This window comes from uncultured Deefgea sp., assembly GCF_947072475.1.
Taxonomy (GTDB): domain Bacteria; phylum Pseudomonadota; class Gammaproteobacteria; order Burkholderiales; family Chitinibacteraceae; genus Deefgea.
Genome location: NZ_CAMTIA010000044.1, coordinates 1 through 26,382, shown reverse-complemented (window position 1 = coordinate 26,382; position 26,382 = coordinate 1). Strand labels below are relative to the sequence as shown.

29 protein-coding genes are annotated in these 26,382 nt (G+C 48.3%); 13 read left to right on the top strand and 16 right to left on the bottom strand.

All coding sequences use genetic code 11. The features are described from left to right. Window positions 1–83 precede the first annotated feature (83 nt). From Q0V82_RS12815 to hemB, 4 genes are all read right to left on the bottom strand, one after another. The gene (locus tag Q0V82_RS12815) at window positions 84–533 is read right to left on the bottom strand and encodes a PliI family lysozyme inhibitor of I-type lysozyme (protein ID WP_297576346.1); all 450 of its coding nucleotides are present in this window, start codon (window positions 531–533) and stop codon (window positions 84–86) included. Window positions 534–570: 37 nt separating this feature from the next. Further along, a complete protein-coding gene (locus tag Q0V82_RS12810) occupies window positions 571–1,368 on the bottom strand; it encodes a sulfite exporter TauE/SafE family protein (RefSeq protein WP_297576344.1) in 798 nt (265 codons plus the stop codon). 172 nt (window positions 1,369–1,540) lie between these two features. Continuing rightward, window positions 1,541–2,497 (bottom strand): ankyrin repeat domain-containing protein, encoded by a 957-nt coding sequence (locus Q0V82_RS12805; RefSeq protein WP_297576342.1) that lies wholly within the window; start codon window positions 2,495–2,497, stop codon window positions 1,541–1,543. 104 nt (window positions 2,498–2,601) lie between these two features. Continuing rightward, a complete protein-coding gene (hemB, locus tag Q0V82_RS12800) occupies window positions 2,602–3,606 on the bottom strand; it encodes a porphobilinogen synthase (RefSeq protein WP_297576340.1) in 1,005 nt (334 codons plus the stop codon). Between the two features lie 254 nt (window positions 3,607–3,860). Here hemB and Q0V82_RS12795 point away from each other — a divergent pair, with 254 nt between their 5' ends. Further along, entirely contained in the window at window positions 3,861–5,492 is a 1,632-nt protein-coding gene (locus Q0V82_RS12795) for a mechanosensitive ion channel family protein (protein WP_297576338.1), read from the top strand. Between the two features lie 158 nt (window positions 5,493–5,650). Here Q0V82_RS12795 and Q0V82_RS12790 read toward each other — a convergent pair whose 3' ends face one another. Then, window positions 5,651–7,477 (bottom strand): response regulator, encoded by a 1,827-nt coding sequence (locus tag Q0V82_RS12790; protein WP_297576337.1) that lies wholly within the window; start codon window positions 7,475–7,477, stop codon window positions 5,651–5,653. A gap of 7 nt (window positions 7,478–7,484) precedes the next feature. After that, window positions 7,485–7,976, bottom strand: a complete 492-nt coding sequence (locus Q0V82_RS12785; protein ID WP_297576335.1) for a hypothetical protein — start codon at window positions 7,974–7,976, stop codon at window positions 7,485–7,487. 145 nt (window positions 7,977–8,121) lie between these two features. Between Q0V82_RS12785 and Q0V82_RS12780 the strand changes: the two genes are divergently transcribed. The 6 genes from Q0V82_RS12780 to Q0V82_RS12755 all read left to right on the top strand — a co-directional run bounded on the left by Q0V82_RS12780 (window position 8,122) and on the right by Q0V82_RS12755 (window position 12,139). Beyond that, on the top strand, window positions 8,122–8,709 hold the full coding sequence (locus Q0V82_RS12780; protein ID WP_297576333.1) for a hypothetical protein: 588 nt from the start codon (window positions 8,122–8,124) through the stop codon (window positions 8,707–8,709). 11 nt (window positions 8,710–8,720) lie between these two features. Next, window positions 8,721–9,455, top strand: a complete 735-nt coding sequence (locus Q0V82_RS12775) for an MBL fold metallo-hydrolase (protein ID WP_297576331.1) — start codon at window positions 8,721–8,723, stop codon at window positions 9,453–9,455. Between the two features lie 111 nt (window positions 9,456–9,566). Beyond that, window positions 9,567–10,298, top strand: a complete 732-nt coding sequence (locus tag Q0V82_RS12770) for a peptidylprolyl isomerase (protein WP_297576329.1) — start codon at window positions 9,567–9,569, stop codon at window positions 10,296–10,298. Window positions 10,299–10,396: 98 nt separating this feature from the next. Continuing rightward, window positions 10,397–11,080, top strand: a complete 684-nt coding sequence (locus tag Q0V82_RS12765; RefSeq protein ID WP_297576327.1) for a Crp/Fnr family transcriptional regulator — start codon at window positions 10,397–10,399, stop codon at window positions 11,078–11,080. 316 nt (window positions 11,081–11,396) lie between these two features. Further along, a complete protein-coding gene (locus tag Q0V82_RS12760; RefSeq protein ID WP_297576325.1) occupies window positions 11,397–11,747 on the top strand; it encodes a YMGG-like glycine zipper-containing protein in 351 nt (116 codons plus the stop codon). Window positions 11,748–11,785: 38 nt separating this feature from the next. Further along, window positions 11,786–12,139 carry a hypothetical protein gene (locus Q0V82_RS12755; protein WP_297576323.1) on the top strand — a complete coding sequence of 118 codons (354 nt, stop codon included), beginning with the start codon at window positions 11,786–11,788 and terminating at the stop codon, window positions 12,137–12,139. A gap of 77 nt (window positions 12,140–12,216) precedes the next feature. Here the strand turns inward: Q0V82_RS12755 and Q0V82_RS12750 are convergent, their stop codons facing one another. Continuing rightward, window positions 12,217–13,302, bottom strand: coding sequence for a site-2 protease family protein (locus tag Q0V82_RS12750; protein ID WP_297576321.1), 1,086 nt, complete (start codon window positions 13,300–13,302; stop codon window positions 12,217–12,219). Window positions 13,303–13,617: 315 nt separating this feature from the next. Between Q0V82_RS12750 and Q0V82_RS12745 the strand changes: the two genes are divergently transcribed. Then, complete coding sequence (locus tag Q0V82_RS12745) at window positions 13,618–14,925, top strand: hypothetical protein (RefSeq protein ID WP_297576319.1); 1,308 nt, start codon at window positions 13,618–13,620, stop codon at window positions 14,923–14,925. A gap of 426 nt (window positions 14,926–15,351) precedes the next feature. Here Q0V82_RS12745 and Q0V82_RS12740 read toward each other — a convergent pair whose 3' ends face one another. Together Q0V82_RS12740 and Q0V82_RS12735 are read right to left on the bottom strand one after the other, a co-directional pair. Then, window positions 15,352–16,833, bottom strand: a complete 1,482-nt coding sequence (locus Q0V82_RS12740) for a B12-binding domain-containing radical SAM protein (RefSeq protein WP_297576317.1) — start codon at window positions 16,831–16,833, stop codon at window positions 15,352–15,354. Between the two features lie 82 nt (window positions 16,834–16,915). Beyond that, window positions 16,916–17,200, bottom strand: coding sequence for a helix-turn-helix domain-containing protein (locus tag Q0V82_RS12735; protein WP_297576348.1), 285 nt, complete (start codon window positions 17,198–17,200; stop codon window positions 16,916–16,918). A gap of 163 nt (window positions 17,201–17,363) precedes the next feature. On the opposite strand from Q0V82_RS12735, the gene Q0V82_RS12730 reads away from it, so the two are divergent. After that, a complete protein-coding gene (locus tag Q0V82_RS12730) occupies window positions 17,364–18,131 on the top strand; it encodes an SDR family NAD(P)-dependent oxidoreductase (protein ID WP_297576315.1) in 768 nt (255 codons plus the stop codon). Between the two features lie 20 nt (window positions 18,132–18,151). Here Q0V82_RS12730 and Q0V82_RS16570 read toward each other — a convergent pair whose 3' ends face one another. The 3 genes from Q0V82_RS16570 to Q0V82_RS12720 are packed head-to-tail and all read right to left on the bottom strand — an operon-like array spanning window position 18,152 to window position 19,113. Beyond that, window positions 18,152–18,502, bottom strand: coding sequence for a LysR substrate-binding domain-containing protein (locus tag Q0V82_RS16570; protein WP_374758544.1), 351 nt, complete (start codon window positions 18,500–18,502; stop codon window positions 18,152–18,154). Then, window positions 18,451–18,786, bottom strand: coding sequence for a LysR substrate-binding domain-containing protein (locus tag Q0V82_RS12725; RefSeq protein ID WP_297576313.1), 336 nt, complete (start codon window positions 18,784–18,786; stop codon window positions 18,451–18,453). Before Q0V82_RS12725 ends, Q0V82_RS16570 begins: the two co-directional genes overlap by 52 nt. Before the next feature lie 3 nt (window positions 18,787–18,789). Then, entirely contained in the window at window positions 18,790–19,113 is a 324-nt protein-coding gene (locus tag Q0V82_RS12720; protein ID WP_297576311.1) for a LysR family transcriptional regulator, read from the bottom strand. A 97-nt stretch (window positions 19,114–19,210) separates the two neighbouring features. Between Q0V82_RS12720 and Q0V82_RS12715 the strand changes: the two genes are divergently transcribed. Beyond that, window positions 19,211–19,537 carry a hypothetical protein gene (locus Q0V82_RS12715; protein ID WP_297576309.1) on the top strand — a complete coding sequence of 109 codons (327 nt, stop codon included), beginning with the start codon at window positions 19,211–19,213 and terminating at the stop codon, window positions 19,535–19,537. Window positions 19,538–19,623: 86 nt separating this feature from the next. Beyond that, on the top strand, window positions 19,624–19,848 hold the full coding sequence (locus tag Q0V82_RS12710; protein ID WP_297576307.1) for a hypothetical protein: 225 nt from the start codon (window positions 19,624–19,626) through the stop codon (window positions 19,846–19,848). Here the strand turns inward: Q0V82_RS12710 and Q0V82_RS12705 are convergent. From Q0V82_RS12705 to Q0V82_RS12690, 4 genes are all read right to left on the bottom strand, one after another. Continuing rightward, window positions 19,845–20,069 (bottom strand): RNA-binding S4 domain-containing protein, encoded by a 225-nt coding sequence (locus tag Q0V82_RS12705; RefSeq protein ID WP_221021914.1) that lies wholly within the window; start codon window positions 20,067–20,069, stop codon window positions 19,845–19,847. The two genes, Q0V82_RS12710 and Q0V82_RS12705, sit on opposite strands and share 4 nt — an antisense overlap. A 145-nt stretch (window positions 20,070–20,214) precedes the next feature. Beyond that, window positions 20,215–20,802: a nucleoside triphosphate pyrophosphatase gene (locus Q0V82_RS12700; RefSeq protein ID WP_297576304.1), complete on the bottom strand. Its 588-nt coding sequence runs from the start codon at window positions 20,800–20,802 to the stop codon at window positions 20,215–20,217. Between the two features lie 233 nt (window positions 20,803–21,035). Next, on the bottom strand, window positions 21,036–21,506 hold the full coding sequence (gene rlmH, locus Q0V82_RS12695; RefSeq protein ID WP_297576302.1) for a 23S rRNA (pseudouridine(1915)-N(3))-methyltransferase RlmH: 471 nt from the start codon (window positions 21,504–21,506) through the stop codon (window positions 21,036–21,038). A 138-nt stretch (window positions 21,507–21,644) separates the two neighbouring features. Continuing rightward, window positions 21,645–23,456, bottom strand: a complete 1,812-nt coding sequence (locus Q0V82_RS12690) for a TolC family outer membrane protein (protein WP_297576300.1) — start codon at window positions 23,454–23,456, stop codon at window positions 21,645–21,647. A 248-nt stretch (window positions 23,457–23,704) separates the two neighbouring features. Here Q0V82_RS12690 and Q0V82_RS12685 point away from each other — a divergent pair, with 248 nt between their 5' ends. Both Q0V82_RS12685 and Q0V82_RS12680 read left to right on the top strand, forming a co-directional pair. Continuing rightward, window positions 23,705–24,280, top strand: a complete 576-nt coding sequence (locus tag Q0V82_RS12685; protein WP_297576298.1) for a transglutaminase-like cysteine peptidase — start codon at window positions 23,705–23,707, stop codon at window positions 24,278–24,280. Window positions 24,281–24,284: 4 nt separating this feature from the next. Then, window positions 24,285–26,192: an EAL domain-containing protein gene (locus Q0V82_RS12680; RefSeq protein ID WP_297576296.1), complete on the top strand. Its 1,908-nt coding sequence runs from the start codon at window positions 24,285–24,287 to the stop codon at window positions 26,190–26,192. The last annotated feature ends 190 nt before the right edge of the window (window positions 26,193–26,382 follow it).

The window sequence follows — 26,382 nt, the reverse complement described above, 5'->3', positions numbered from 1 at the left end:
TGAAATCGAGGAAAAAAATGCCGCTCACTTGGCTTAAGTGAACGGCATTACGGCTCCGGCCGTTTTTTTTTGCCGGTAAAAACTTATTTGTTTTGAATTTTGAATTGAGTAAAAGCTTGAATCAGCTCGGTATTGGGCGCTAAGTCTTTAACTGCAGCAAGCAATTGAAGTTGATTATTTTGCCAGCTAAAGGCATCGGCGCTTAAATAGCCACCACTGCCGGCTGAGCGCAACACAATAATCACTTCATCCAGACCGTCGCCATTGATGTCCGCATTGATGACGCGCTCAAGGCTGCCATCGCGCGGCTGAATTTGTCCGCTGAGAAACACATCAAATGGAAACTCGCTACTGCCACCAGCATAAAGTCGAATGGCATAGCTGCCGATGCTGCGCGGCTCAAGCTCACCTTCGCTGACTAAAATATGCTGTTGATTGGGTAACTGTAACTGGATTGACCTAGAGGGTATCTCTGCATGGGCCATAGACATCAAAGCATAGGTGAGTATACCTATTAGTTTATTTGGTTTCATTGCGTCCTTTGATTCGATCAATACGGCGATTTGGCACTTAAAGCAGACTGATCAGCATTTTGCTCGCCAAGACGATTAAAAGGGCAGCAAAGCATTTTTTTAGCACCGGCACTGGCAAGCGATGCGCCGCTGCTGCGCCGATTTTGGCCATTGGAAAGCTGGCTAAAACAATCCCCAATAGCGCCGGTAAATACACAAAGCCTAAGCTGCCTGATGGCAGTTGCTGCGCTGACCAACCGCTAACGATAAAACCCAACGCGCCAGCCAGCGCAATCGGAATCCCAATTGCCGACGAAGTACCAATCGCCGTTTTAACCGGTACATTGCATGCCGTCATAAAGGGGACTGATAAAGAGCCACCGCCAATGCCGACCCAGCTCGACAACACGCCAATGCCACTACCAACCAGATTCATGCCCAGCACATTAGGTAATTGCCGACTCGGTTTGGGTTTAAGGTCGAGCAACATTTGCGCCGCAACTACGTAGGCAAAAATAATAAATAGCCACTTTAAATGCACCGCAGAAATCCAACCGGCAATTTGCGCGCCAATAAAGGTGCCAAGCACAATGCCTAGGCTAATCTGCCGCACAATATCCCAACGCACCGCGCCTTTTTGCGCATGCGCGCGCACGCTGGCGGCACCAGTAAAAATAATCGTCGCTAATGAAGTGCCAATGGCTAAATGCTGCTGATGCTCGGGGGCGACACCAAGCCAGTGAAAGACCCACAATAAAGCCGGAACAATCACCAAACCGCCGCCGACGCCCAATAAACCGGCTAAAAATCCAGCAACAAGTCCAACCGCAAGACAGGCAAGAATGACTCCAATCATGATGGGTCTCATTGGGCCGAATAATTCGGCGTGAATCGTATTCTCTAAGCCCTCGTGCCAGCGTTGTATGGCAAGGCGTCCAAGCCACAAAAAGTAGCGAGTACGACATGGTGAGGCAATGATGCAAGACGACTTTTGCGTAAGGGCTTATTCGCTGATTATGCCGTTTTTTTTAGCTAAGCTGCCATTCGGCTTGCATCTCTTGACGATTTTCTTGCCGATCTGCGTATTCATTTAGTAAATCATGCAGGCGAAATTGATTGAGTTTGAGCGCCAAGCTACATGCCGACTCACCTTGCAGATGCTGTAGATGTGGATTCGCGCCATGCTGCACCAACCATAAAGCGGCGTTAAATTTGTGATTGGCGGTGGCTTTATGTAGCGCAGTCCAACCTTCGGCATTTTGGTGATTGATGCTGATGACGCCACAGTGTTGAATAATCAGCTGCATCACGGCAAGATGCCCACCGGCAGCGGCCTGCATTAACGGTGTCATGCCTTTGTGACTGGCTTGTTGCACATTGAGTTGGTGGCCGATGAATAAGCTCACCAGATCCGTGTTGCCATTGAGTGCCGCCCAATGCAGTAGCGTATAGCCATGGCGATCTTTCACGTGCAGATTGGCTTTGAGCTCAATCAGTTGCAGCACAATGTTGAGTTTTCCGGCAAAGCAGGCGTGCATGACGGGGGTCCAGCCGGCTTCATCTTGCAGCTCAATGGGCATTCCTGCGCGGATAAACAAAGGCAATAAATCATACTGCCGTTGCTCAATGGCTTGGTGTAGTGCTTTGGGTGTGACGTTATGGCCATGCTGCGCCAAAACGGCTTTGGCATCAGGATCGGCTTTGACTAGCGGAATATGCCCCCAAATGTCGGCCGTTTGCGGGGGTAAGGCATCGAGCGCAACTTGCAGACGGAATATTTCGGTGGCAATCGCTTTAGGAAAACCAGCTTGTTTTTGCTGACCTTGAATCAGTAAGTCATTAAAACAGGCGTCAAGTTGGTTTTGTTCCCAGCTGTGCATAATGCGCATCAATACCTCAGGGTATTGTGCGTCGAGTTGGTTTGGAAACTGGCTTGGGCCGAGATGTTGCCGCAAGTGATCAATGAGAATTTGGACATGAAGCATAACGCTGCCCATTTTATAGTGTCAGGACAGCGTCATTGAAGCATTGAGTGCGGCGACGTCGCGCCGAAACAATACCTAAAATTGTGGCCAAAAATACCTTGACCTTACTTTTGCGTCAGCCAACGAGCAGCGTCGAGCGCGTAGTAAGTCAAAATCGCATCTGCGCCCGCGCGTTTAAACGCCAATAGGCTCTCGAGCACCACACTTTGCTCATCAAGCCAGCCATTTTGGCTGGCCGCTTTGAGCATGGCGTATTCACCTGAAACTTGATACACAAAGGTCGGCACTTTAAATTCATCTTTCACGCGGCGAACGATATCGAGATACGGCATGCCGGGTTTGACCATCACCATATCAGCGCCTTCGGCTAAATCGAGCGCGACTTCATGCAAAGCTTCATTGCTATTGGCGGGGTCCATTTGGTAGGTGTATTTATTGCCTTTACCTAAATTACCCGATGAGCCGACCGCATCACGGAACGGGCCGTAAAACGCCGAGGCGTATTTGGCGGAATACGCCAAAATCCGGGTGTGGATATGGTCTTCACGATCTAAAGCGGCACGAATTGCGCCAATGCGGCCATCCATCATATCGGACGGTGCCACCATGTCGGCGCCAGCGGCAGCATGGCATAAAGCTTGGCGAATCAACGCATTCACCGTTTCGTCATTTAACACATAGCCGTGTTCATCAATAATGCCGTCTTGCCCATGAATGGTGTAAGGATCGAGGGCGATATCGGTAATTAAGCCTAAATCAGGAAAGCGACGTTTGAGTTCTTCGAGCGCACGCGGCACTAAGCCACGGCGATTCCAGGCTTGGGCGGCGTCGAGTGATTTAAGCTGCGGCTCAATCACGGGAAATAAGGCTAAGGCGGGAATGCCCAGTTTTACCGCCGCTTCGGCGGTGTAATACAGTTTGTCGAGGCTTTGCCGCGTTACGCCGGGCATTGAAGCGATCGCTTCTTCGCGGTTTGTGCCATCTAAAACAAACACCGGCAAAATTAAATCACTGGCGCTGAGGCTGTTTTCTCGCATTAAGCGTCGTGAAAAATCATCGCGGCGCATGCGGCGCAGACGAGTGTGTGGAAAGGGGCGATTGCTGTGCATGCGATTCTCCTAATGATTGAGGCGGTAATTTTATCTGAGTCGGCAACAAAATACTGTTGTGATTATTGCGAGTGGATTTATTTTGCCGTGCTGCAATGGCCATTGCGGTAGATTAAATGCGTCGACAATAAGATAATTGTAAGTGTGGCGCAGGAAAGTGAATGCAGACGGCGTATTTTTAGCCTGCATATCGGCGATATACCGATACAATCGCTGAAGGTCTATGTCACGGTGTGATCAATCAATAGGTGGATATGATGAGAAAAATAGTCGGCTTTATTTGCGTCTTGCTGATGGCATGGACGAGTTTGGCTTACGCGGCTGGGGCCAATTCTTTACTTGCCAACCCCGAGACCCGCCAAAATGAAGACAATGAGGCTTTGCCTTTAACGGTGGACAATCGCACTTTGGCGGTGTTTCGCGTTGGCATTTCATCGTATACACAAAGAGATCGGGTGGAGGCGGCCAAGCTGCGTTTGGCTCGAATTATTAAAACCAAAGGCCTTGGCAAAGTCAGCTCAATGCCAGTCATCCCGCCTGGTGTGGGCATCGCGATTTTGCTCGATGGACAAATGGTGTTCACGATTCAGCCGGGTGATATCAATGAGTTGGCAGGCGAAACCATGCCCTCGGCGGTTGAGCGGGCGACGGAACAGCTCAGCTTGCTGATTAATGATCGTCGTGAATTGAATAACCCGAAGCAACTGTTATTTGCCGGTTTACATACCCTGATGGCATCGGTGGTGCTGTTTTTTGGCTTGTGGATTTTAAGGCGCGCGCGACCGCGAATGCTCAAATTGGGGCATAGCTATTTAGCGCAGCCGATTGCCAGAGTCGCGAAAAACACCGTGGGTGTGACAATCGCGTCTTTAAATCATTCCCTGCAATGGGTGGTCAGGATTGTCTTGGGGGTATTGATTTTGTCCTTGCTGTATAGCTGGGCAAGTTATGTTTTTTTACAATTTCCGCTCACCCGCGCTTGGAGTGAAAATCTGAATGTAACGATTTTTGGATTTTTAGGTAAGGCAGGTTTAGCCGTGCTCGATGCGGTACCCGGCTTGTTGGTGGTGGCGTTTATTGTGGTGTGTACTCGTTATTTATCCATGTTGATGGCGTTCTTTTTTAACCGCATTGAGCGTGGCGAACTGAGTTTTGCTTGGTTTGACCGAGATACTGCCGGTACGACGCGGCGCATTTTATCGGTAGTGATTTGGCTATTAGCCTTGGCGATGATTTACCCCTATTTGCCGGGGGCGAATACCGAGGCATTTAAAGGCTTGTCGGTGATTGTTGGTTTGATGGTGTCGCTCGGGGCTTCTAGCGTGGTGGGGCAATTTGCCAGCGGCTTTATTTTGGTTTACTCCAAATCGCTCAAGCAGGGTGAGTTCGTACAAATTGGCAATACCGAAGGCACTGTGGCGCATATTGGTCTGTTTGCCACCAAAATTCATACCAATTTACGGGAAGAAATTAGTATTCCTAATTCGGTGTTATTTGGGCAAAACGTCGTTAATTACTCGCGCTTGGCCACCAACGGCGGGGTGATTTCACAGATTATCGTCACCATTGGCTATGACGTGGCTTGGCGGCAGGTTGAGGCGATGCTATTGATGGCCGCGCAGCAAACGGCGGGTGTTCGCGCTGACCCGCCGCCAAGGGTGTTTCAAACCGGCTTGCTGGATTTTTATGTGGAATACCATTTGCGCGTGGCGCTGGATGAGCCGCAGCGGCGGATGGAAATCTTGCATGATTTAAATGGCAAGGTGCAGGACGTTTTTAATACTTATGGCATTCAAATTATGTCGCCAAACTATCGCTCAGATCCCGAACATGAAAAACTGGTCCCGGTTGAGCAATGGTACCCGGCACCGGCGAAAAAAGAATAATCGTATCGGCGTGGATTTTAATTGATGGGTATTTGTTTGCAGACTTTTATTTGTATGGCCTGCATTTAAATACCCACGACTTAATATCCAGCTTGGATCTTGAGGGTTTTAAGGGCTTGCAGCACGCTGGTTGAGCACCCGCAGCGGGTGAAGCTGGTTTAGTGGCCGTCGATTTTGACTGGGCTTGCCGGGGCGGTCTGGCAATTTTTGTTGATGATGTGTTCTAAAGTTTTAAGCAAAATCGGTTTGGCGAGAAAATCATTCATGCCTGCAGCGAGAAACTGGCTGCGCGATTCGGCGAGTGCGTCGGCAGACAAAGCAATAATCGGTAGCGCAGCATAATCGCCCCCCAAACGGCGAATCTGGCGGGTGGCTTCTAGCCCATCCATCACGGGCATATGACCATCCATCAGTACGAGGTCGTAGTGTTTTGCTTGAACTTTGGCCAGCGCCTCTGCGCCGTCGATGGCAAATTCCACCTGATGCCCTAGCTGTTTGAGCATGGCGCTTAATACTTTCAAATTCACTGGATTGTCATCAGCGGCGAGGATGTTTAAGCGGGCGGTTTGCGGCGCATACTGCGTGCTCGGGGCCGCCACTGGCGGTGGATCACAATCGATGCGTGGGATCAGCACCGTAAATTGGCTGCCAACGCCAAATTGGCTTTGCACATCAATATGGCCGTGCATTAATTCAATCAGGGTTAAGGAAATCTCTAGCCCTAATCCACTCCCCCCGTAATGGCGGGCAATGTGCTTATCGGCTTGCTGAAAACGTTTAAATAGCCGAGACAAGCCTTCGGGTGTCATGCCTATTCCGGTGTCATTGATGATAAAAATCAAATCGTCTTTGTTGCTTGAAACGCAAAGCGCGACTTCTCCTTTTTCAGTAAATTTGATGGCATTGCCGAGTAAATTGAGCAAAATTTGCCGCATCCGGACAATATCGCCCAATTGCCATTGGGGTAAATGATCTGCCAGGGCCAAGGTTAAATGGATATTTTTTTCGTTCGCGCGCATCCGCATTAAACGCATACATTCACGCAACAATTGTTGCGGCGAATAAGGGGTTTTTTCTAGCTCAATTTGCCCGGTTTCTAGTCGTGATAAATCGAGGATATCGTTGAGTAATGCGAGTAAATGCTGTGCTGAGCTTCTGGCGGTGATGACGTAATCATTTTGCGGCTCACTCAGCGACATCGTGGATAACAGATCGAGCATCCCCAGAACGGCATTCATGGGGGTGCGAATTTCATGGCTCATATTGGCCAGAAAGATGCTTTTGCTTTGATTGGCCAGCTCGGCGCGTTGAGTTGCCCCCGCTAGCGCGAGGTTAAGGTCTTCGAGTTCATCGCTTCGTAGGTGCTCTAAGCGATTTTGCCGGTATAGCAGCAGCGAGAAAGCCAGCGTTAATCCTAGTTGCAGTAAAACTAAGCTAGTAATGGTTTTCGATTGCTCACTTAATGTTTTGGCGTAATGTTCGGCGCTGCGTAAAGTGTCGTCTTTGGCGAACTGAATCATATTCAGGATGATGTCTTGCTGCTGATCAAGCGCCATTCTGAGTGTAATGAGGTCTTGCCGATGGTATTTAAGCGGCACGTCAGGGCCAAGATAACGGTCTGTCTCGGCGATGAATTTTTGTAAGGCATCCAAATTATTTTGGATTTGAGGATTGGTTGCATGATTGGCATAGGGCGCTTTGGCAATTACATCGACCCGACTGACAAAAATATCGTAACGCATCCGTAAGTTTTTCATCTGTAAGGCATCTTCATCGACCAAAAGTCGTTCCACTTGATCGCTCAGCCGGTAGTATTCATAGCCCAATTGGGCGTAAACCCATATATCGTTATCCGCTCCGATTCGAGACGATTTTTCTAAGATGTCATATTGTCGATTCAGCATCAACATCATGCTGATGATCATCAGCAGTACGGCGGCGGCAATGATGGATAGCGGGCCTTTGCCGAGCGGTTTTTTTGACATTGTTTGATTACTCAACCTTGATGGCAATTAACTGCCAAACGGAGCGAGAAAAATAAGTTCTATTTTGTAAGTGCGTGTATTGGTCAAAAGGAAATATCAGAAATAACGGCCCTTTATCCCGAGTGCTAAACGCTTTGCCATCGATTTTTCTTGCCAAAATGGGCTCAAATTGGGTGTCGCTACTGGGCATCACAATGGTGTAGTCATTGATTGCTTTGAGATGAAGCTGCTGACCTTTGCTCCCTGCTCGTTTTAAAACATCACTGAGTAATGGCCCAGTAAAGGTATGAACGCCGCTATACCACGGTGAACGGGTACGAATGCTTTTTTGTGGGAGCTGATTGAGCAATGCGTCATCAAAAACCAAGGTGTTTCCTTGGTTGTATTGGCTGATATGACCGCTCATCGTTAATACTGCTGGGCCTTGGGCAGGCTCAATGTTAGCGGCATGGCTGATGGGGCTAAAAAGTAGGCTGGCGAGAACTAAAGCGCGAATCATGATGATTCATCTCCATGCATTGAATGCGATGAAATAGGATTTCTAAATGCTTTCGTTTTTAACTATAGATCAGTCGGCAAATCAAGTTTGTTTTGTAAGCATTCGGCGACTATAACGAAGCTCATCCTAATTCGTGAGGCAACTTATGGATCCACATAAAAGTGGCGTAAGTGCATTGCAACAATCGGTATTAATTCATGAGGAAGTGAAGGTTGTTGTTGTCAGTTGTTTTGAAATTAACTTAATGGGCTTAAATGCCATTATTTTGGCCAAAAAAGCGGGCGCGCATGCCCGTGGTTTTGGTGTGATCTCGGGAGAATTGCGCTCACTCAGCTTGGCGCTGCAGGCAGAAATGCATCGACTTGGCCTATTGGCACAAGAATTACTCAATTCAGCAACCACCCGTTTGCAAGCCGAAAGGCGTTTGGCACGCTTAAGCGATGCCGCCGCATTTTCTGTCGAGGTGGCTGAACTGCTGGCCCCAGCCATGGAAAAAACCCGCAACAAAATGGTGGTGTTTAAAGGGGGGAGTAAATTTGGAGAATGCTTGGATGATGCGTATCAAACCTGTACTTTTGGCTTGGTTTTAGCCCGATCGGCCCGCATCGAGTCAGCCTATAGCGGTGAATTACGTACGATTTTGGCTGAATTATCCGAAGAATTTGCCCAAAAAATAACCACAGTCTTACCGCGTCTGGATGCATTACGCCAAATCACCCAAAACCTTGCCTGAGATCTGATTCAATGAAAAAAGCTTTATTGATTGCCAGTGCTGCTGATCATCGTTGGTTTGCCATTTCGCGTGACCCTGCTCGCCCGAATCATTTGATCGATACCAATGAATATGTGGTGACCAATGGCAATGACAGTATTTTGTGTGATCCGGGTGGCTCGGAAGTTTTCCCTGCGGTGTTTGCGGCGCTCTCAGAAGTGGTTGACCCGCGTACGGTGCAAAGGATTTTTTCTTCACATCAAGACCCCGATGTGATTTCTTCTTTGGGCTTGTGGCATGATTTTAATCCCCAGATTAAATGCCATGTTTCTGGTTTATGGAGTGGTTTTATTCCGCATTTTGGTGGTGAAGACAATACGATTGTCGGCATACCCGACGAGGGCGGTACTTTGTTGGTGGGCGATGCGCCGTTGACCATCGTTCCGGCGCATTACTTGCATTCATCCGGCAATTTTCATTTATACGATCCAGCCTGCAAATTATTATTTAGCGGCGACATTGGCGCAGCCTTATTTCCTGATGCAAATGCACCTTTGTTTGTTGAGGATTTTGATCAGCACATTCGTTACGCCGAAGGTTTTCATCGCCGCTGGATGGGGAGTAATACGGCGAAAAAACGCTGGGTTGAGCAGGTCCGCGAGTTAGATATTGAGTTGCTGTGTCCCCAGCATGGGGCGATTTACCGTGGTGCGGATGTGAAGCGATTTATTGATTGGTTTGATGCGTTAAAAGTTGGCCTCGATTAGCACTTGATATTCGGCATATTCACCCATAACTAATACGGGTAAGCTATTGAGCAATTATTTTATAACCCAGCTTGATGCTGGGTTTTTTATACCCAAAGATAGGATTTAATCATGGCGATTATCGTAAACGGCGTTGAAATCAGCGAAGCAAGTATCGAAAATGAATTGGCGCAACACGCCGAAGCAGAAAGCCCGCGCGATGCGGCAATCCAAGAATTGATTTTGCGTGAATTATTATTGCAAACGGCAAAAAAAGAAGGCATCACCGCACCTACAACTGAAGAAATCATCGGCACTTTGCTAGAAAAAGCCATTCCTGTTGAAGAAGCCGACGAAGCGGCCTGCCTTGATTTTTACAATAGCAATCCAGAAAGCTTTACCAAGGGTGAAATGGCTTCAGCCAATCACATCTTGTTCCCATTGGGCGAAGGCTTGACTGCGGGCATCGCCAAAGCAAAAGCCGAAGGCGTGTTGGCGGATGTATTGGCCAATCCAAGCAAGTTTGCTGATTTGGCTCGCGAGCATTCAACTTGCCCATCGAGCGCGCAAGGCGGCAGCTTAGGTCAATTTGGCCGTGGTCAAATGGTGCCCGAATTTGAAACCGCGATTTTCTCGACCGAAGCTGGCGTGATTGTGCCTACATTGGTAGAAACCCAATTTGGTTACCACATCATTGAAGTGACTGAGCGTAGCCAAGGTGACAGTGTTTCATTTGAAGAAGTGAAAGAACGTCTACAAGCCTTCTTAACCGACATGGCAGGCCGCAAAGCCATGCACGATTACCTCGGTCAATTGGTAACAAGCGCCAAAATCGAAGGTTATTCATTACCTGCAATGGCTTAATGCGTGCTGCCAGATTGAGCACGACTTGATGCAAAAAGCCAGATCGTTGATCTGGCTTTTTGTTTCGTCAGCGACGATGGCCAATGAATGAGAGTGATATGAGCGAGCCTGTTGCAGCACCACCGTTTCTGCCGTTTTTGTTTCCATTACTCAATGAATTTCCAACGGAGATTCGGCAGCGTTTGGTACAAAGTGGGATCGAGCACCATGTGAAGGCCGATACGCTGATTTGCAGCGAAGGCGCTAAAAGCCAACATATTTTGTTTTTATCGAGCGGCATCTTATCGATTACGGCGAATGAAGATCTAGGCAAGCGTGCTTTTTTATATGGCTATATGCCCGCAGGCTCGATCGCTGGCTTGCAAATGCTCTTTAATGAGCGCGTCAATACCTATTGTTTGACCAGCGCGGTTGATAGTCATTATTTATTAATTGGCATCGACGATTTGCTGCAGGCTTTGCGTGAATACCCTTTAGCTTGGCAAGCTTGCGCCAAGGAGCTGGCGACGGGTGTTAAGTTTTTGCTCAATTTCGTCAATTTATTATCGCATGCCAGTGGCTATCAAAAATTACGCACTTTTTTGGGTTGGCTAGAGCGCAATGCGCAAGCCTATCCCAATCAAATTGGTTTGGATTTAAGCCAGCAAGAGATTGCCGCGCGGATTGGTTTATCGCGAGAAATGGTCAATCGGATGCTGACTGAGCTGAGAAAAGGCGGCTATATCGAGCAAGATGAGCGGGGTCGCTTTCATATTTTGAAGCCCTTACCCAAAAAATTCTAAACAAATTCGATTTGTCATCGCCGTGTGCGAAATAGCACAGCGGCTTGTTTTGGCGCTTTTGCCCGCCTAAAATCGATAAAAATCAAGTATTCACCTCGACGTTGTTCAAGTCGCAGATCTCGTCGTTACCCAAATAAGCCCATTTTGCTGATCCGATCGCCTATTTAATGGCCATTGGGGTCAACTGCATTTTTGGGTGTTTATTTTCGTACTAAACTCCATTAACTGCGTCGGCGAACTTTAGGTGCTGGCTCGTCATCGAGCGTTGAGTTAGACATCGGGGTGGTATTGCAAATATTTTAAATTGGAGCTATTCATGCAAAAGAAAATTCTGGTTCGTTGCTTGCTGGCCTTGCCCTTGGTGTTGGCCTTAGCCCAACCCGCGCAGGCGCGAAATGATAATCGTGTAAGCAAAGGCGCGGTGATTGGTGGTGTGCTCGGTTTGGCGGCAGGTAATGGCCTTAAAGGTGCTCTGAGTGGCGCTGTGATTGGTGGCGGACTGGCTGCGGTGAGTAGTGATGGTTATCGAGGTCGTCGTGCCCAGCGCGGCGCTAAAAAAGGTGCTGTTGTGGGCGCGGTGATTGGTGGTCTAGCTGGCAATGGTTTACGTGGTGCCTTAAAAGGCGCAGTCGCTGGCGGCGCTGCCGGTGCCATTTTTAATCGTTAATTCATTACATTAATTCATTCTTTTTTGGAGCTTTTACCATGAAACTGATCGCCCTTACTTTGAGCCTCGCCTTATTGTCTCCGTTTGCTGCCGCCAAAGACGCTAAACCTACTGCGCTGCCGAGCTTGCAAGATGTTGCGCATTTGAGCTGTACTGAAATGTGGCAAGAATCTGGCAAATCGGTGGATAAATTTTTCCATGCGGTAGAAACCATGGCCGGTTATTTACTACAAAGCCGTGACGAGACTTTCCCTGATCAACTTGAAGCAGGTAAGCAATTTGGTGAGCGCATCGATGTGGCTTGCCGTAAAGCGCCAGATCAATTATTGCTATCAGCCGTCGATATCGCATTGCGTGAGACTTTAGCAACGATTAAAGCGCCTGCTAAATAATCAGCGAGTGAATCGAGTGAAGCAATAATAAAAAGCCAGATCGAATATGATCTGGCTTTTTTTATACCGTGATGAAATTAGTTTTGTAAAATTTTGAGTGGAATACGCAGCATATCGTCGCCCAAGCCAGCAAAATACCAAATAATGCCAATGAGCGCCGCCACGGTGAGTAAATACCAAACCAAAGAAAAAATCTGCCCATAGCGGTCTAGCGGCAATAAATGGCTTTGATGCCGGCCTCGCCATTCAAAAACGATCTCTAAGCTACCAATAAATAATAAAAATCCGAGTAAGGCCAGACCAAAATGGTAGCTCACCCCAATCCCCAATAGCGCACCAACAACGCAGGCAATTAAACCGAGCACGCTATTCATTGAAAAACTAATGCTCTTTAAAATATGCCCACCATCGAGCGGCAAAATCGGCAATAGATTAAATAAATTGAGCAGGGCGTTAAAGGTTGCCAAGCCGGCAAAAAACACATTGCCAGTCAGCCAATACGCCAAGCAAGAGGCCAGCGATAATAGTAAGCCAAAGCTCGGCCCCATAATCGCAATCACCACGTCTTGCCAGCGGGTATTGATTTTTTCGTCCGACAGCGCTAATCCGCCTAAAAATGGGATTAGGTAAATACCTTTGGTTTTCATGCCAAAATATTTCATGGCGCGAATATGGCCGTATTCATGAAAAACCAAGCACGCCAATAAAGCCAGCGCAAATTGGAATGAAAACAACCAAGAATAAGCCGCAACACTCGCGCCAGCGAGCGCGACTTTGATGAGTTTGGCGCTTTTAAATAGCTTTAACGCTAAAACCCCCAGCCCCAGCAAGCTGAACTTATTGGTGGTTTGGTGGGGGACAACCGGGCTTTGGCGCTCAATATCCTGTGTATCACGCGTTCCCTCGGCGACAAGCGTTTGGTCAACGATTAAGCGATAGTCCAACACAAACGGTTGCCATTGCAAATCGGTTTCAAGGCGAATGTGTTGCTCGCCAGACATGGGGTCATTCAGGATAAATTGCAGCGCGCTGGCACCTTCACGATCGGCTGAGGCGGCTTTCTCTGCCACTAGGGTATTGTTCCAAAACAGCTGCTGCCAACCGGCTAAGCTGCCTTCGAGTCGCAATGGCTTGCCTAAGCAATCAATATTTAATAATTCCACGGTATTTCCAATTCTCCCATCAATAAAAGTGAAGTCGCTGACGACGTAATCGTTGCGGCCTGATCTTGGCGGCTATTTTGAAGCAAATTGGCGCGCTTGAGTTTGTATTGTGCTTGAACACGCGGTTTTTCAGCCTACCGCGCCGTTTTGGCTATCTGCACAAGCTATTGAAAGATCTGGCTGGGCTTATTTGAAATCAAGGTGCTTGCTTGATTGCGCAGGTATAACGATAGGCTTGTGCTGCATGACAGCGTATTGAGCTATGATTTGCCCCATTTTGAAATCAGTGCTGATTGAATGCAACAAGGAAAACAGATGCGTCACCTTATAATTCTTACTGCAGTAAGCCTAGCTCTCGCTGGGTGTGGAGAAAAACCAAGTTCGGTGGAGTTCGCTGAACCGACGCTCAATGCTGCAACGGCAGAAAACGTCCAGCAATGGTTAAGCCAATCGAGCCAGCCCTTGCAAGCGTTAGACGCGGCGCAAGCGAGCGACTCGCAAGACTTAGCGGCCTTTGGTGCTGCAGTGGGGGATGCGCGTTTAGTGGTGCTCAATGAAGACAGCTACGCCGACAAAAACGCCTATGAACTGATGAATCGCTTGGTGCAATACCTGCATCAGAACAAAGATTTTGAGGTGTTATTGATTGAAAGTGCGATGTTTGACGTCGAAGGCATCTGGCGTAGCGCCACCGAGAAAGACGCCAGTGTGGTCGAATTAGCGCCGGGCCGAGTGTTTTATATGTATTCACAAACCGATGCCAGTCGCAAAGCCTTGGCGTATATCGATCAAGCACGCCGCAGCGAGCGGCCGCTGATTTTGGCTGGGTTTGATCTGCCGCTTGCTGGATCGACGTCGATTAACGAATTATTGCCGACGATGACCCAATTTTTGCAGCAAAAAGGCTCGAGTATTCCCGCGCAAGCCAATTGGCCTGAATACCGTCAAGTCGCCAAACGGGCGATTGAGCTCAACAGTCAGGGCATGGATTTAAGCCAATTTAAGCAAGTGAGCGCCCAGCTTAAAGCCGAGTTGTGTCAAAACGCCGTCACTGGGCAAACGCCACTCCGTGAATCGGCCGGTTGGTGGTGCCAGCAAGTCAAATCGATCGAAGCCAGCGTTGGCCGTCAGCAGCATACCGATGACGTGAATTATGATTTGCGCAATCCAGTATTAGCCGACAATGTGCAATGGCTGATTGAGCAACCGTTTGCCGGTAAAAAGGTCATTGTTTGGACCAATTCATCGCATGGTTTGCCACAAGTGAGTGGCGTAGATCCGGCGACGCAGCAGCCAATCTACAGCATGGGCTGGCATCTAAAACAGCGTTTTGCTGAGCAAGTTTACATTGCGAGATTGGCCGCGCTGGGCGGCAAAACCAATAAGTATTGGGATAGCGGCGTTCAGGATGTTGTGCTAGCGCCCAATACCCTTGATGCGGTGTTAAAACAAACTCATTTGAAATCGGGTTTTATTCATGCGCCAACGGATCCGGCTTTGCGCGCACAGTTAGCGCAATTTAAATCGCCATCGAAGTTTGCGACCGATTACCAAGGTCTCTTTTTCTACCCACAAGCCGAACCCGCACTACAAGGCGCACACGCCATTGTGCCTTTGCCTTAAACGCGTTTGCGTTTAAAAAAAGCCAGTTCATGCTGAACTGGCTTTTTTGTGCAGTAGATTATGGCTTTGCCTATGGATCGGCGTGTAGTTGCTTTTTAGGCAATGTTCAGATTTGATGCTGTGCCGCGCTCGTCGAGCTGGGGCTTAAAAACCCGTCGAAGCGCACCGAGTAAGGAGAGAGACAAACGGTTTTATCGTTGGGCTCACGACAATCGAGGGCACAGCGGAGCTGGGCGCGCTCGGGTCGCTTTTCTTTTCCCCCAACTCTTTGGCGGACAAAGAGTTGGGGGGCCGCCACTGACTGCGACTGTAAAACACTGTGCCGCAGGCACTTAAAACCATCAGCACGTAATCTGAATATTGCCGATTTTTATTGGGTATATCAATATAGCGCTTATTGAATATAGCGGGCATTGCTATACCCATCTAGGCGTGCAGATGTTGCGCTTGTCGTGATGGGGCAACGGTTTCGGTGGCGGCTTTGGGTTTATGCTGTTTGCCGGCGTAATCGCTTTCTAGCAAAGCGCTTGCCGCAACGGCTGACATGCCTTGCGTTTGCAACCACAGCGCAACCATTTTCGCCAAACGATCGAGCGCGATGCGATGCGTGGCGTCGGTGCTGGCGTAGAGCCAGTCAGCAAACGCCATAAAGTTAGCAAATGGCGCGTCGCCCAATAGCGCTGGCAAAGTATTGGCAAAGCGCCCCGAATTGGCGACCAAATCCCAGTAACGCGCAAAGCGCACTAAGCGCTGCATCGTCGTGAAGTCGATGTCGCGATTGGCCAAAATCGTGTACGGCGGGAACGGGTCGTACACCATGGCAAATTCGGCGGTATGGCGAATAATTGGCGTGCCGCGCAGGCGTTTTAAAATCCCAAATTGAATTTCATGCGGCTTGAGCGCGTACAGTTGATCAAAGCCAACGCCAAAGCTTTCCACGGTTTCGCCGGGCAAGCCAGCGATTAAATCTACATGCATATGCGCGTGCGAATTTTCCACCAGCCAGCGGATATTCTCGGCAGCTTTTTCATTATTCTGTTTGCGGCTGACCAAGGTTTGTACTGCGGGGTTAAAGCTTTGAATGCCGATTTCAAACTGCAGGCTGCCTGCTGGGAATTGCATAATGCCGGCTTTGAGCGCTTCGGGCAGATGATCAGGCACTACCTCAAAATGCGCGAACACCGGATCATTCGGGTGTGCGGCGATTTTATCGAGGAAGAACTGCATAATGCGCAGGCTGGTTTTGATGTTCAGATTAAACGTGCGATCGACAAATTTAAACAGCCGCGCGCCGCGCTGATACAGCGTTTCCATCTCGGCCAAAAAGCGCTCTAGCTCAAACGGCCATGCGGTTTTATCTAGCGCCGAGAGGCAAAATTCGCACTTGAAGGGGCAACCCCTTGATGCTTCGACATACAGCGTGCGGTTTTTGATATCGTCATCGGTGTAGAGAGAATAGGGCAGTTGTAAGTCATCCAGTTTGGCTTGCACGCCGACATGGATTTTCATTAAGGGTTGTGGGCCGTGCAGAATCTGGCGACACAAATCAGGTAGCGTCACCTCGCCCCAGCCAGTAACGACAAAATCAGCGTCTTTGACAATCGCTTGCTCCGTGGTTTCGTAAGACACCTCGGGGCCGCCGAGGATAATCTTAACCTGCGGCGCAACGCGCTTGATCAGCGCCACCAAGCGGGCGGTTTCTTCAACGTTCCAAATGTAAACGCCAAAGCCGATGATCTGCGGATTTTTGGCCAATAAACGCTCAGCAAACTCCGTGGTTTTACCGCCAATCACAAACTCCATAATTTCGGTTTGCGACTGCAGATCGCCCATATTGGCCTGCAAATAGCGCAAGCCCAAAGAGGCATGCGTGTAGCGGGCGTTCAGCGTCGAGAGAATGATGGTCATGGCGGCAGAAATTCAAAAGCGAAAACGCTATTTTACGGGTTTACGCGTGTATCAGGGATAAGGATTGCTCAGTGGTTGGGCGTTACTGCTGTTGTTCCATTTCTGATTGTAAATTTTCTAGCTCAGTCAGGATTTTGATGAATTTCTCGCCAAATGGGGTGAGGCGATATTCGACCCGAGGTGGAACTTCATTAAATGCAATGCGTTCGATGATGCCGTATTCAATATTGCGTCTTAAACATTCATTGAGCACCTTGGTGCTCAGCCCTTCTACACGGCGCACCATTTCCCCTGGGCGATTCACTGCGTGTGCTAACAATTTGTAGACGGTGAGCGACCATTTGCATCCGCAAATACTTTCCACCATCCGTGCGCTGCGCTCGGGGGGCGATTGTCGTGAAAAAATTATTTCCTTGCTATTCATGAATTTAGCCCTTTTTGAATCTACCGAACCATTTTGTGCCTACTTTTCACTGCCTGAGCGCGTCGCTTAGAGTGTGTTCTCACCTTAACATGAAAGGAGTTACACAATGAAGCATACACAGCAAGCGATGGCATTGATCGTTGGTGGTTCAAGCGGCATGGGTTTGGCGACGGCGAAATTATTATTAGCCCGCAATATTCCGACGCTGATTGTCGGCCAATCGGCGGACAAATTAGCACAGGCGCAGCAAGAGTTATCGCATTTGGGTGATATCACAACGCTGCAAATCAATTTGCAGCAAGAGCAGGAGGTGCAAAAGCTGATCGATTTTATTGCGCAGAGTGAATTGCATATCAAGTATCTAGTGAATGCTGCGGGTACGTTTAATCCAACTGCTTTTTTAGCGCATACACACGCCGATTATGATCAATATCTGGCTATAAATCGGGCGACATTTTTTATTTCACAAGCCGTCGCGAAGAATATGGCGAAGTTTGGCGGTGGTGCCGTGGTGCATATAGGTTCGATGTGGGCCAAACAGGTGATTAAAGCCACACCATCTGCCGCATATTCGATGGCAAAAGCGGGTCTGCACGCACTCACCCAGCATATGGCGATGGAATTGGCTGAGCAGCATATTCGTGTGAATGCGGTTTCGCCTGCGGTAGTGAAAACACCGATTTATCAGTCGTTCATTAAGGCGGATCAGGTTGATGAGGTCTTGGCTTCGTTTAATTCGTTTCACCCAATTGGTCGAATTGGCCAGCCGGATGACGTTGCGAAAACCATTGATTTCTTGCTCAGCGATGCTGCTAGCTGGGTGACGGGCGCAGTTTGGGATGTCGATGGTGGTGTGATGGCAGGGCGCAACTAGGTTTTGGCGCTGCCTGTTAGCTATTTCTCCGCGCATAGTGTTTTATTATTGTGTATGGTATGTCTATCAAGCCTTTTATAATAAATGGTTATATTTGCATACCCTTTTCGTGGATGTTGGCTTGCTCGCATGATCCATGCGGTGAAATCGGCGATTTTGCCGCTGGTGCTGCTGCGGTCTGGCCAGACTAGCCAGTAGGGGTATTGGTAAGGCACGCTGATGTCGGTGATTTGTACCAGCGTGCCATTGGCGAAGTGTGATTCGACGAGCGAAGTACGCGCCAGCATGATGCCGTGGCCGAGTCGTGCGGCTTCGAGTTCTAGGTTGCTGTCATTGTAGGAATACGTTGGTGTCGGTCGCCAATCGGCCAGCCCCGCAGCTTGGCACCACGTCGCCCAAGGGATTGCCGGATTGTGGAGATCGTCGCAGTTTTCAGTGCATTGGACGATGTTGGCCGAGGTTGGTAGCTGGGCGCAGCGACGACTAACAGTTGTTCATCCATCAGATGGATTTGTTGCATCCCATCCCAACCGCCAGCGCCCATGCGGATCGCCATATCTAGTTGACCATTATTCATTTCTTCAAAGCCCAAACCTGCCCGTAGCCAGATCGTATATTGCGGGTATTGGGCTTTAAAGTCGGGTAGGCGCGGCACTAGCTAATTGAGTGCAAATGAGGGAACGATACCGATACTGATGTCATTGGGTTTGGACCGAGTGAGTACGCGTTGCGTGGCGTCTTGTAAGTCGGCCATTGCCCCACGAATACGTAGCGCATAAATGCGACCTTCCTCGGTGAGTTGCAGTCGTTTTCCTTCGCGTAAAAATAAGGAGAGTCCGAGAAAATCTTCAATTGTTCGCAGTTGATGGCTAATGGCGCTGTGCGTCACATTCAGTGATTCGGCCGCTTTAACCACACTACCTAAGCGCGCTACCGCTTCAAATGCGCGCAGTGCCGCCAGTGGTGGCAGTTGGCTCATCATTTATTCCTCGTTGAGCGAATGAAATTTGCTTTATGTGAATTTTATTCACATAAAGGCCAAAAAATCATCAGCGATCAGCTTTTGTTTATTGGGTATAGTGAATTCATTATGCCAAATGGATGGTAGTCATGGTCACCTATCTACGATTGAATCCGCCAATGTATTAAAAAATGAATTGCTGGTGGTCGAGTTGAGCCACCCTGCGCAGCTATGGCGTGAAGAGGGCGGCATCTGGTTGACGCACGATCAGTCAACAGAAGATATTGAGTTGTACCGCGGCGAGCATCGAGAATTGGCTGCCGGTAAAGTGCTGATTGAGGGAGAGGGGCGATTGTGTTTTTGTGGGGAAAATCTACAGCTCAGCCCACAAAGTCAAGGCAATGCGCTGGATGTGACTGGCGGTTTGCTCGCTGCGGTGGCTTGAGGGGGGGGGTGTAAGCAGCGTCATGCTGTCGTCATCTGCTTACGGTATAAATCGCCTTCTTATTTTTATTAGTGCGGATGCGGTTTATGTTTCAAAGTCGTTCTATCGTGCAGCGGTTGTGGTTCCGTTTGCGTCAAGTTTTGTTGGGTTTGGCTGGTTTTTTTCTGTTGCAGTATCTGCTGTTTATTTTGCCGCAAAAACTCGGCAACAATTTAACGCTGACTGGCGCGATGTTGCCGATTTTGCTGTTGATTTTTCTGGCGTATGCGTTTGCAGCGCTGATTGTGATCCGCAATGTCTGGCGCGGTTAAGCTTCGCTGGCGACAACGTGGATTTCTTCGCCCAATACTTTAACCACCATGCCGGGACGGATTTTGGCGGTTTTACGGCTTTCGAGTACGCCGTCGACTTCGACCAAGCCTTCAGCGACCATCAGTTTGGCTGCGCCGCCCGAATGTGAAATGCCGAGGTTTTTAATCAAATCGCACAGCGCGATGTATTCGTTACGGAGTTCAAAAGTTTGGATTGCCATGGTGTGTCCTCAAAGGTATTTGCTTGCAGACCTTACTGATTAATGCCTGCGGCTCAATACATCTAGATAAATAAGTGCTTGTCGTTAAAGGCGAGCATTTTAAACGCCTGCCGTAGCGTAGTGATGCGAGTGATCGGTAAAACTATTACGCCAAAACGCCCAAGCCATGCTCCGCCAATAATGCCGCAGTATCGTGCAAGGGTAAACCCATGACGCCGGTAAAACTGCCGTCTAGATGCGCGACAAATACGCCGCCCAAGCCTTGAATGCCATACGCGCCGGCTTTGTCCATTGGCTCGCCGCTGGCCACATACGTGGCGATTTGTGCATCGCTCAGTTGGGCAAAGGTGACGCGGCTGACGCTTAATCGCGTTTGCACCCCATGCTCGTCGCGTAGCGCTAAGCTGGTGAGCACTTCATGCGTTTGGCCTGAGAGTTTACGTAGCATCGCCGCAGCGTCGGCGGCATCCAGCGGCTTGCCTAGGATTTCATCGGCCAACACTACCGAAGTGTCGGATGCGAGCACGGGTTTGAGCGCCAAGCCCATTGATATTAAATGTTGCCAGCCGGATTCGGCTTTTTCTACCGCCATACGAATCACATAATCACGTGGCTGTTCGGCCGCTTGCGGCGTTTCATCGATGGGGGCGGCGATGCGTTCAAACATCACGCCGGTTTGCGCGAGTAATTCTTTACGGCGTGGGCTGCCAGAGGCGAGGTAGAGTTGGGTCATAATGAAGATAAAGCCTGAGCAAAAAAGAAGGTAGAAATGAACCAGCAGCCGAGCGTGACGGCGTTAAACAGCGGCGCTTGTTTGCACCAAGCGTGTCGCAGGCCAAATCCGATTAAGTACGCAATCACTATCAAGCCATAGAGTAACAAAGCCCCCCATCCCCCGCTCGCCAATATCGGCAAATAGGGCCAGCATGCAAAACAGCATGATGGGAAGCAAGTAGCCCATTGGCTTTATTCTCGATGATAAGGATGGTTATTAATAATCGACACCGCGCGATACAGTTGCTCGGCGAGCAAGACGCGCACCATGCCGTGGGGCATGGTCATTGCCGACAGCTGCAACAATTGGTCGGCGCGTTGCTTAATCCGTGGATCAAGGCCATCGGTGCCGCCGATAATAAATACCGTTTCGCGACCATCGATTTGCCAGTGTTTCATGTTGTCGGCGAGCTTCATCGTCGTCCAATTAGCGCCGCGCTCGTCGAGCGCCAATACGCGAGCGCCATCGGGAATCGCCGCCAAAATGCGATCGGCTTCTTCGCTCATCACTTGCTGCGGCGTGCGCGCGCTGATGCGTTTATCCGGTTTTAGCTCAGTCAGCGTTAGCGCAAAATCACGCGGCATGCGTTTGGCGTATTCGGCAAAGCCCTCAGAAATCCAGTTCGGCATTTTGTGGCCGACAGCAATCAGTTGCAGTTTCATATTGATGTTTCACGGTCAGGATGGCCGATGGTAACAGATGGGCCAGGGTCTGTTGACGTTTGGTTTGCCATCAACAGATCCTAGGCAAAAATAAAAACAGCCCGTCGATTAACGGGCTGTTGGCTGGTGAACTTGGCTTTATTCGCTACGCCCACTGGTGACTTGTTCGCGTTTGATTTTCCATTTACCGCCTTCGGAAACCAGATCAAGGGTTTTTTCAACGTTGTCTTGATAGTTGCTTGAGCTGTAGCTTTGTTTAAAGGTGACCTTGGCTTGATCTTTGCTGACATTGCTGCAGCTCAAGTTATCAAATTTCAAGGTGATCGCACCTTCTTTACTTAAGCGGCTACGGCGTTTGCTTTCCCAATCGGCACGAGTTCGCTGGCCTGAGGCTTCAAATTGGCTGGCATATTGTGCTAAATACGCATCGACCTTTTTCTCGGCCCATTGGCTGCGCCAGCTTTCTACCATCTCGGTAATCGATTTATCGCAGCTATTATTGCTCGCAGGTGTTTCTGGTGTGACAGGTATCACTGGGGTCGCAATGCGTGGTGGTCGACCAGCGAGAGCCGCTTCACGATCAAGTGGTACGGTTGGAATCAAAGCGCCTAAACAATTGGCTTTATCGTCTTCTGCTTCAGCGCCGCCAAGATCAGAATCGGGCGCAATGTTTTCCAGTGGTGAGATTTGCAGTGCAGCCAGCAATTCATGCGCTTGAGTCAGTACGCGAGCATACGATAGTTGATGATCGTATTCAGCGCGTACCAGCGCGCGTTTGGCTTCAAATAGCTCGTTTTCGGTATCTAATAAGTCGAGTAATGAGCGCTGGCCAATATCAAATTGCCGGCGGAATGCATCACGGGCTTTTTCGGTTGAGAGTACGTGTTGATCGAGGTATTTACGCTGCTCGGTGAGGCGATAAGTGTCATTCCACGCAATTTGAGTGGTTTGGCGTAAATCACGGCAGGCTTTATCACGTAATTCATAGGTGATATTAAGCTGCTCAGCGTATTGGCTGGCTAAAGCCACATCGCTGCCACCCCGAAAAATATTGTAATCCACAATCAATTGCGCTTTGCTATCACGATAATTACCGTCGATATTATCGCGATTTTTATCGTAGCCATGCGCCGCGCGGAAATAGAGTTGCGGATAAAAGCCGCTCTTTTTGGCGGTTGCAGCGGCACGAGCGCTGCGAATATTGTAGATTGCGGCCAAAAAGCTTGGATTATTACGCAGGCCATCTTTCAGATTATTTAAATCTTTTGGGCTAAATGAGCCTAAATCAGGTACATCACTCATCACGGCATCAGGGGCTACGCCAGTAAGACGTTCATAGCGGGCAGAAACATCGAGTAAATTGGATGATTCGGTCAGCCAATTGGATTCGGCTAATGCTAAACGACCCGTTGCCATTTCTAAATCAACTCGGCGACCTACGCCCGCTTCGACGCGCTCTACAATTTGATTGTAGGTTTCTTTGTGAATTGCATAATTGTCGCTCGCTAGTTCGACTAATTTGCGATAGCGTAATACATCTAAATAAGCATTGGTGGTTTCAAGTGCCGCAGCATCACTGGTGGCTAATAAATCATAATAGCGAGTTAAGCTGCCATAACCGAGACGGCGAACTTCTTCAGACGTGGCAAAACCATCAAACAGCATTTGGCGAAATTCGATATTGTAGCTAGGGTGATTGAAATTGCCGGTGTTATTTTTTGGATCTTGCAGATTTTCTGCGCTTGCAATACCTTGAATATTGATCTGTGGGTAGTATCCGCCGCGCGCAACATCTTGTTCTTTTCCTGACGCGCGAAACTCTAGCCATTTAGCGCGAATTTCTGGATTACGTAATACAGTTTGTTCGACGGCATCGCGTAATGTTGTGGCCGCAAAGCTAGTGGCGCTACTGAGAGTAAGGAATAAAATTGCAATTGTTTTTAGCTTCATATTTCTCAATGTCCAATTTTGGATGATGTATTAAAGTTATAAGCGCGTTGATTGTTGTCTAGTTTACCTAAATGATTTCATTAATGCTCTAGTATTAACAATTCCTACTATAGCCAAATTGTCGAGAAAATATCGAAATGTTCAATTTGCAGCGTCCTGATTACGGATGGATTTGCAGCTTACTGTTGCTCACAATACTTTGGGCATTCCCCGTTTTTTCTGCCTGGGATTTTGATCGTTTGCTTAAGTTGGCGCAGCAACGTTATGCTGCAAATACCGTTAAAACTGTGGCAGAAATGCAGCAATTATTGCTCGCTAGCAAAACATTGCCTGAGGCCGACAAACTAAAAAGAATTAATGAGTATATCAATCGCAGATTTCAGTTTGTTGAAGATCAGGCTTTGTGGAACCAAGCTGATTACTGGGCGACACCGCTTGAAATGATGGGTAAGTCAGCTGGCGACTGTGAAGATTTTGCTATTATTAAATATATGGCATTAAAAGATACTGGGGTTTCTACTGATAAATTAAGATTGAGTTATGTGAAAGCCAAAATTGGTGGCAGTAATAGTACAATTAGTCAGGCGCATATGGTCTTGACTTACTATAGCGAACCTGATGCAGAGCCTTTGGTTTTGGATAATTTAATTACTGAAATTCGCCCAGCAAGTCGCCGTCCTGATTTAACCCCCGTATTTAGTTTTAATCATGAAGGCGTATTTGCAGGGAGTGGTAAACAGCCATCAGCATCGATTGATCGTTTGTCACGCTGGAAAGACGTTTTATTACGTATGCAAGCAGATGGTATTGACAATAAGGAATAACAGAGTGTCTTTAATTCGGCAGGTATTATTATTAATCATCATCTCAACGTTGCTGGCCTTTATGGTGAGCTTAATTGTGAGTACATTGAGTGCGCGAGATTATTTGCAGCAACAATTATTCACGCAAAGTAGTGATAACGCCTCGTCTTTGGCTTTGTCTTTATCACAGCAAGCTGAAGACCCTGCAATGATTGAGTTAATGACCTCGGCCTTGTTTGATTCTGGGCATTTTGAATTAATTCGTTTTCGTGATCCGCACAAAAAAATAATCATCGAACTCAAAAATAAAGAGCTGCCCAGTCATGTGCCGAGTTGGTTTAGGCAATTGTTTCCGATTGATGTGGCTTCGGGGCAAGCTTTAGTCAATAAGGGCTGGCAACAAGCTGGGACGGTCGAGGTTCGTGCGCATAGTAAATTCGCTTACGAATCATTATGGAGTGGCGTAGTTAAATTATTCTTTTGGATTATTGGCGGCGGGGTATTGGTGGCCTTATTAGTATGGGCGCTATTTAATCGCGTACGTCAGCCGATTTCTCAAATGATTGCGCAGGCCGAAGCCATTAGCGAACGACGCTTTATTACCATTGCCGAGCCACCGTATATTGAATTACGCCGAGTCGTTGGCGCAATGAATAGCATGGTGGTGCGAATTAAGCAGATGTTTGATGAACAATCAGAGCGCATTGATCAGCTGCATCAAGATGTGAATCGAGACAAAGTGACCGGATTAGTCAATCGGGCTTTTTTTATGGGGCGTTTATCGGGATTACTTAATGATGAAGATCGTAGCGGGCATGGTTTTTTATTGTTATTGCGTTTAAAAGATCTGGCTGAGATTAATCAAAATTTAGGTCGGCAAGCAACAGACCAATTACTTAGCCAGATCGCAACGTGTTTGGCGCGTTGGGATGATCAAGGTGAAGAATGGGTGGCTGCCCGATTAAATGGTTGTGATTTTGCTTTAACAACGCCAGATTTAGAGAATCCTGCTGAATTTGTCGCCCAATTACTCACCTCGTTGACTGAATTAAGTAGCATGGAAAACTTTATTCACATCGGTTATAGCGAATTTATTCAAGGTGAATCGATTGGCGCTTTGCTGGCAAGAACCGATGCCGCCATGGCGCAAGCAGAAAACCAAGGTGTGATTAGTGCTGTTGCGGCGACGATTGATGTTGCGTTTGTGAGTCACCCTAGCAGCTATTGGCGTGAATGTTTGCAGCAAGCCGTGCAGTCGCAGCAATTTGTTGCTGCGCAATATCCGGCACTAGATTGGCAGGGCAAGGTGATTCATCAAGAGCTGATGTTGCGTTTACCTGAGGTGGGCAGTGATCATTTATTGAGTGCCGGTGTCTTTATGCCATTTGCCAAGCGTTTTGGCTTAACTGCGGAGCTTGATTTAGCGGCAATCCGCTTGGCAGTGAAAGAACTGCAGCAGCACTCGGCAAATTATGCGGTGAATTTAGATATTGAATCATTGAGTCATCTGCCATTTCGCGCTGAGCTAGTCAAAATTTTGCAAGGCCTCAATCCTGAAACGCGTGCTCGCCTGTGGTTTGATATTAATGGCAATAGTTTTACGCAAGAATTTGAAACGCTGGCTACTTTTGCGGCAGAGATGAATCAATTTAATGTCAAAGTGGGGATTGAGCATTTTGGCCGCGCGGTGAGCAGCATGCTGCGCTTGTATGATTTACCGTTGGCGTATTTAAAAATTGATGGCAGTTACATCCGCGATATTGATCAACATACCGGCAATCAACGCTTATTAAAAGAAGTCGTGCGTATGGCCGATAGCCTGGGTATTTTGACGATTGCAGAACAAGTTCGCACCGAAGCTGAATGGCAGAAATTACAAGAGCTGGGGCTGGGTGGTGTAACGGGGCTGATTACCAAAGATAAAATAAAATAGGCCAAGTTTTATCGGCTGTCGTTCATTGATACGTCGAGTGAAAACTTAAAATTTACCCTTATGGTATGAGCAAAAAAAGCTTTAGGGTCAGTCGGCAGCGTTGTGATGCACATAAAAAAGGCCAGATGATGAATCTTAATGCCGTTCACTTAAGGTCTGTTTTGTAGATTTTTCGTATCGGATAGCGCTT

Excerpts from the sequence above, each read along its gene's own strand:
- Q0V82_RS12815 (WP_297576346.1), bottom strand. The coding sequence starts at position 533 with ATGAAACCAAATAAACTAATAGGTATACTCACCTATGCTTTGATGTCT.
- Q0V82_RS12810 (WP_297576344.1), bottom strand. The coding sequence starts at position 1,368 with ATGATTGGAGTCATTCTTGCCTGTCTTGCGGTTGGACTTGTTGCTGGA.
- Q0V82_RS12805 (WP_297576342.1), bottom strand. The coding sequence starts at position 2,497 with ATGCTTCATGTCCAAATTCTCATTGATCACTTGCGGCAACATCTCGGC.
- hemB (WP_297576340.1), bottom strand. The coding sequence starts at position 3,606 with ATGCACAGCAATCGCCCCTTTCCACACACTCGTCTGCGCCGCATGCGC.
- Q0V82_RS12795 (WP_297576338.1), top strand. The coding sequence starts at position 3,861 with ATGATGAGAAAAATAGTCGGCTTTATTTGCGTCTTGCTGATGGCATGG.
- Q0V82_RS12790 (WP_297576337.1), bottom strand. The coding sequence starts at position 7,477 with ATGTCAAAAAAACCGCTCGGCAAAGGCCCGCTATCCATCATTGCCGCC.
- Q0V82_RS12785 (WP_297576335.1), bottom strand. The coding sequence starts at position 7,976 with ATGATTCGCGCTTTAGTTCTCGCCAGCCTACTTTTTAGCCCCATCAGC.
- Q0V82_RS12780 (WP_297576333.1), top strand. The coding sequence starts at position 8,122 with ATGGATCCACATAAAAGTGGCGTAAGTGCATTGCAACAATCGGTATTA.
- Q0V82_RS12775 (WP_297576331.1), top strand. The coding sequence starts at position 8,721 with ATGAAAAAAGCTTTATTGATTGCCAGTGCTGCTGATCATCGTTGGTTT.
- Q0V82_RS12770 (WP_297576329.1), top strand. The coding sequence starts at position 9,567 with ATGGCGATTATCGTAAACGGCGTTGAAATCAGCGAAGCAAGTATCGAA.
- Q0V82_RS12765 (WP_297576327.1), top strand. The coding sequence starts at position 10,397 with ATGAGCGAGCCTGTTGCAGCACCACCGTTTCTGCCGTTTTTGTTTCCA.
- Q0V82_RS12760 (WP_297576325.1), top strand. The coding sequence starts at position 11,397 with ATGCAAAAGAAAATTCTGGTTCGTTGCTTGCTGGCCTTGCCCTTGGTG.
- Q0V82_RS12755 (WP_297576323.1), top strand. The coding sequence starts at position 11,786 with ATGAAACTGATCGCCCTTACTTTGAGCCTCGCCTTATTGTCTCCGTTT.
- Q0V82_RS12745 (WP_297576319.1), top strand. The coding sequence starts at position 13,618 with ATGCGTCACCTTATAATTCTTACTGCAGTAAGCCTAGCTCTCGCTGGG.
- Q0V82_RS12740 (WP_297576317.1), bottom strand. The coding sequence starts at position 16,833 with ATGACCATCATTCTCTCGACGCTGAACGCCCGCTACACGCATGCCTCT.
- Q0V82_RS12735 (WP_297576348.1), bottom strand. The coding sequence starts at position 17,200 with ATGGTGGAAAGTATTTGCGGATGCAAATGGTCGCTCACCGTCTACAAA.
- Q0V82_RS12730 (WP_297576315.1), top strand. The coding sequence starts at position 17,364 with ATGAAGCATACACAGCAAGCGATGGCATTGATCGTTGGTGGTTCAAGC.
- Q0V82_RS12720 (WP_297576311.1), bottom strand. The coding sequence starts at position 19,113 with ATGATGAGCCAACTGCCACCACTGGCGGCACTGCGCGCATTTGAAGCG.
- Q0V82_RS12710 (WP_297576307.1), top strand. The coding sequence starts at position 19,624 with ATGTTTCAAAGTCGTTCTATCGTGCAGCGGTTGTGGTTCCGTTTGCGT.
- Q0V82_RS12705 (WP_221021914.1), bottom strand. The coding sequence starts at position 20,069 with ATGGCAATCCAAACTTTTGAACTCCGTAACGAATACATCGCGCTGTGC.
- Q0V82_RS12700 (WP_297576304.1), bottom strand. The coding sequence starts at position 20,802 with ATGACCCAACTCTACCTCGCCTCTGGCAGCCCACGCCGTAAAGAATTA.
- rlmH (WP_297576302.1), bottom strand. The coding sequence starts at position 21,506 with ATGAAACTGCAACTGATTGCTGTCGGCCACAAAATGCCGAACTGGATT.
- Q0V82_RS12690 (WP_297576300.1), bottom strand. The coding sequence starts at position 23,456 with ATGAAGCTAAAAACAATTGCAATTTTATTCCTTACTCTCAGTAGCGCC.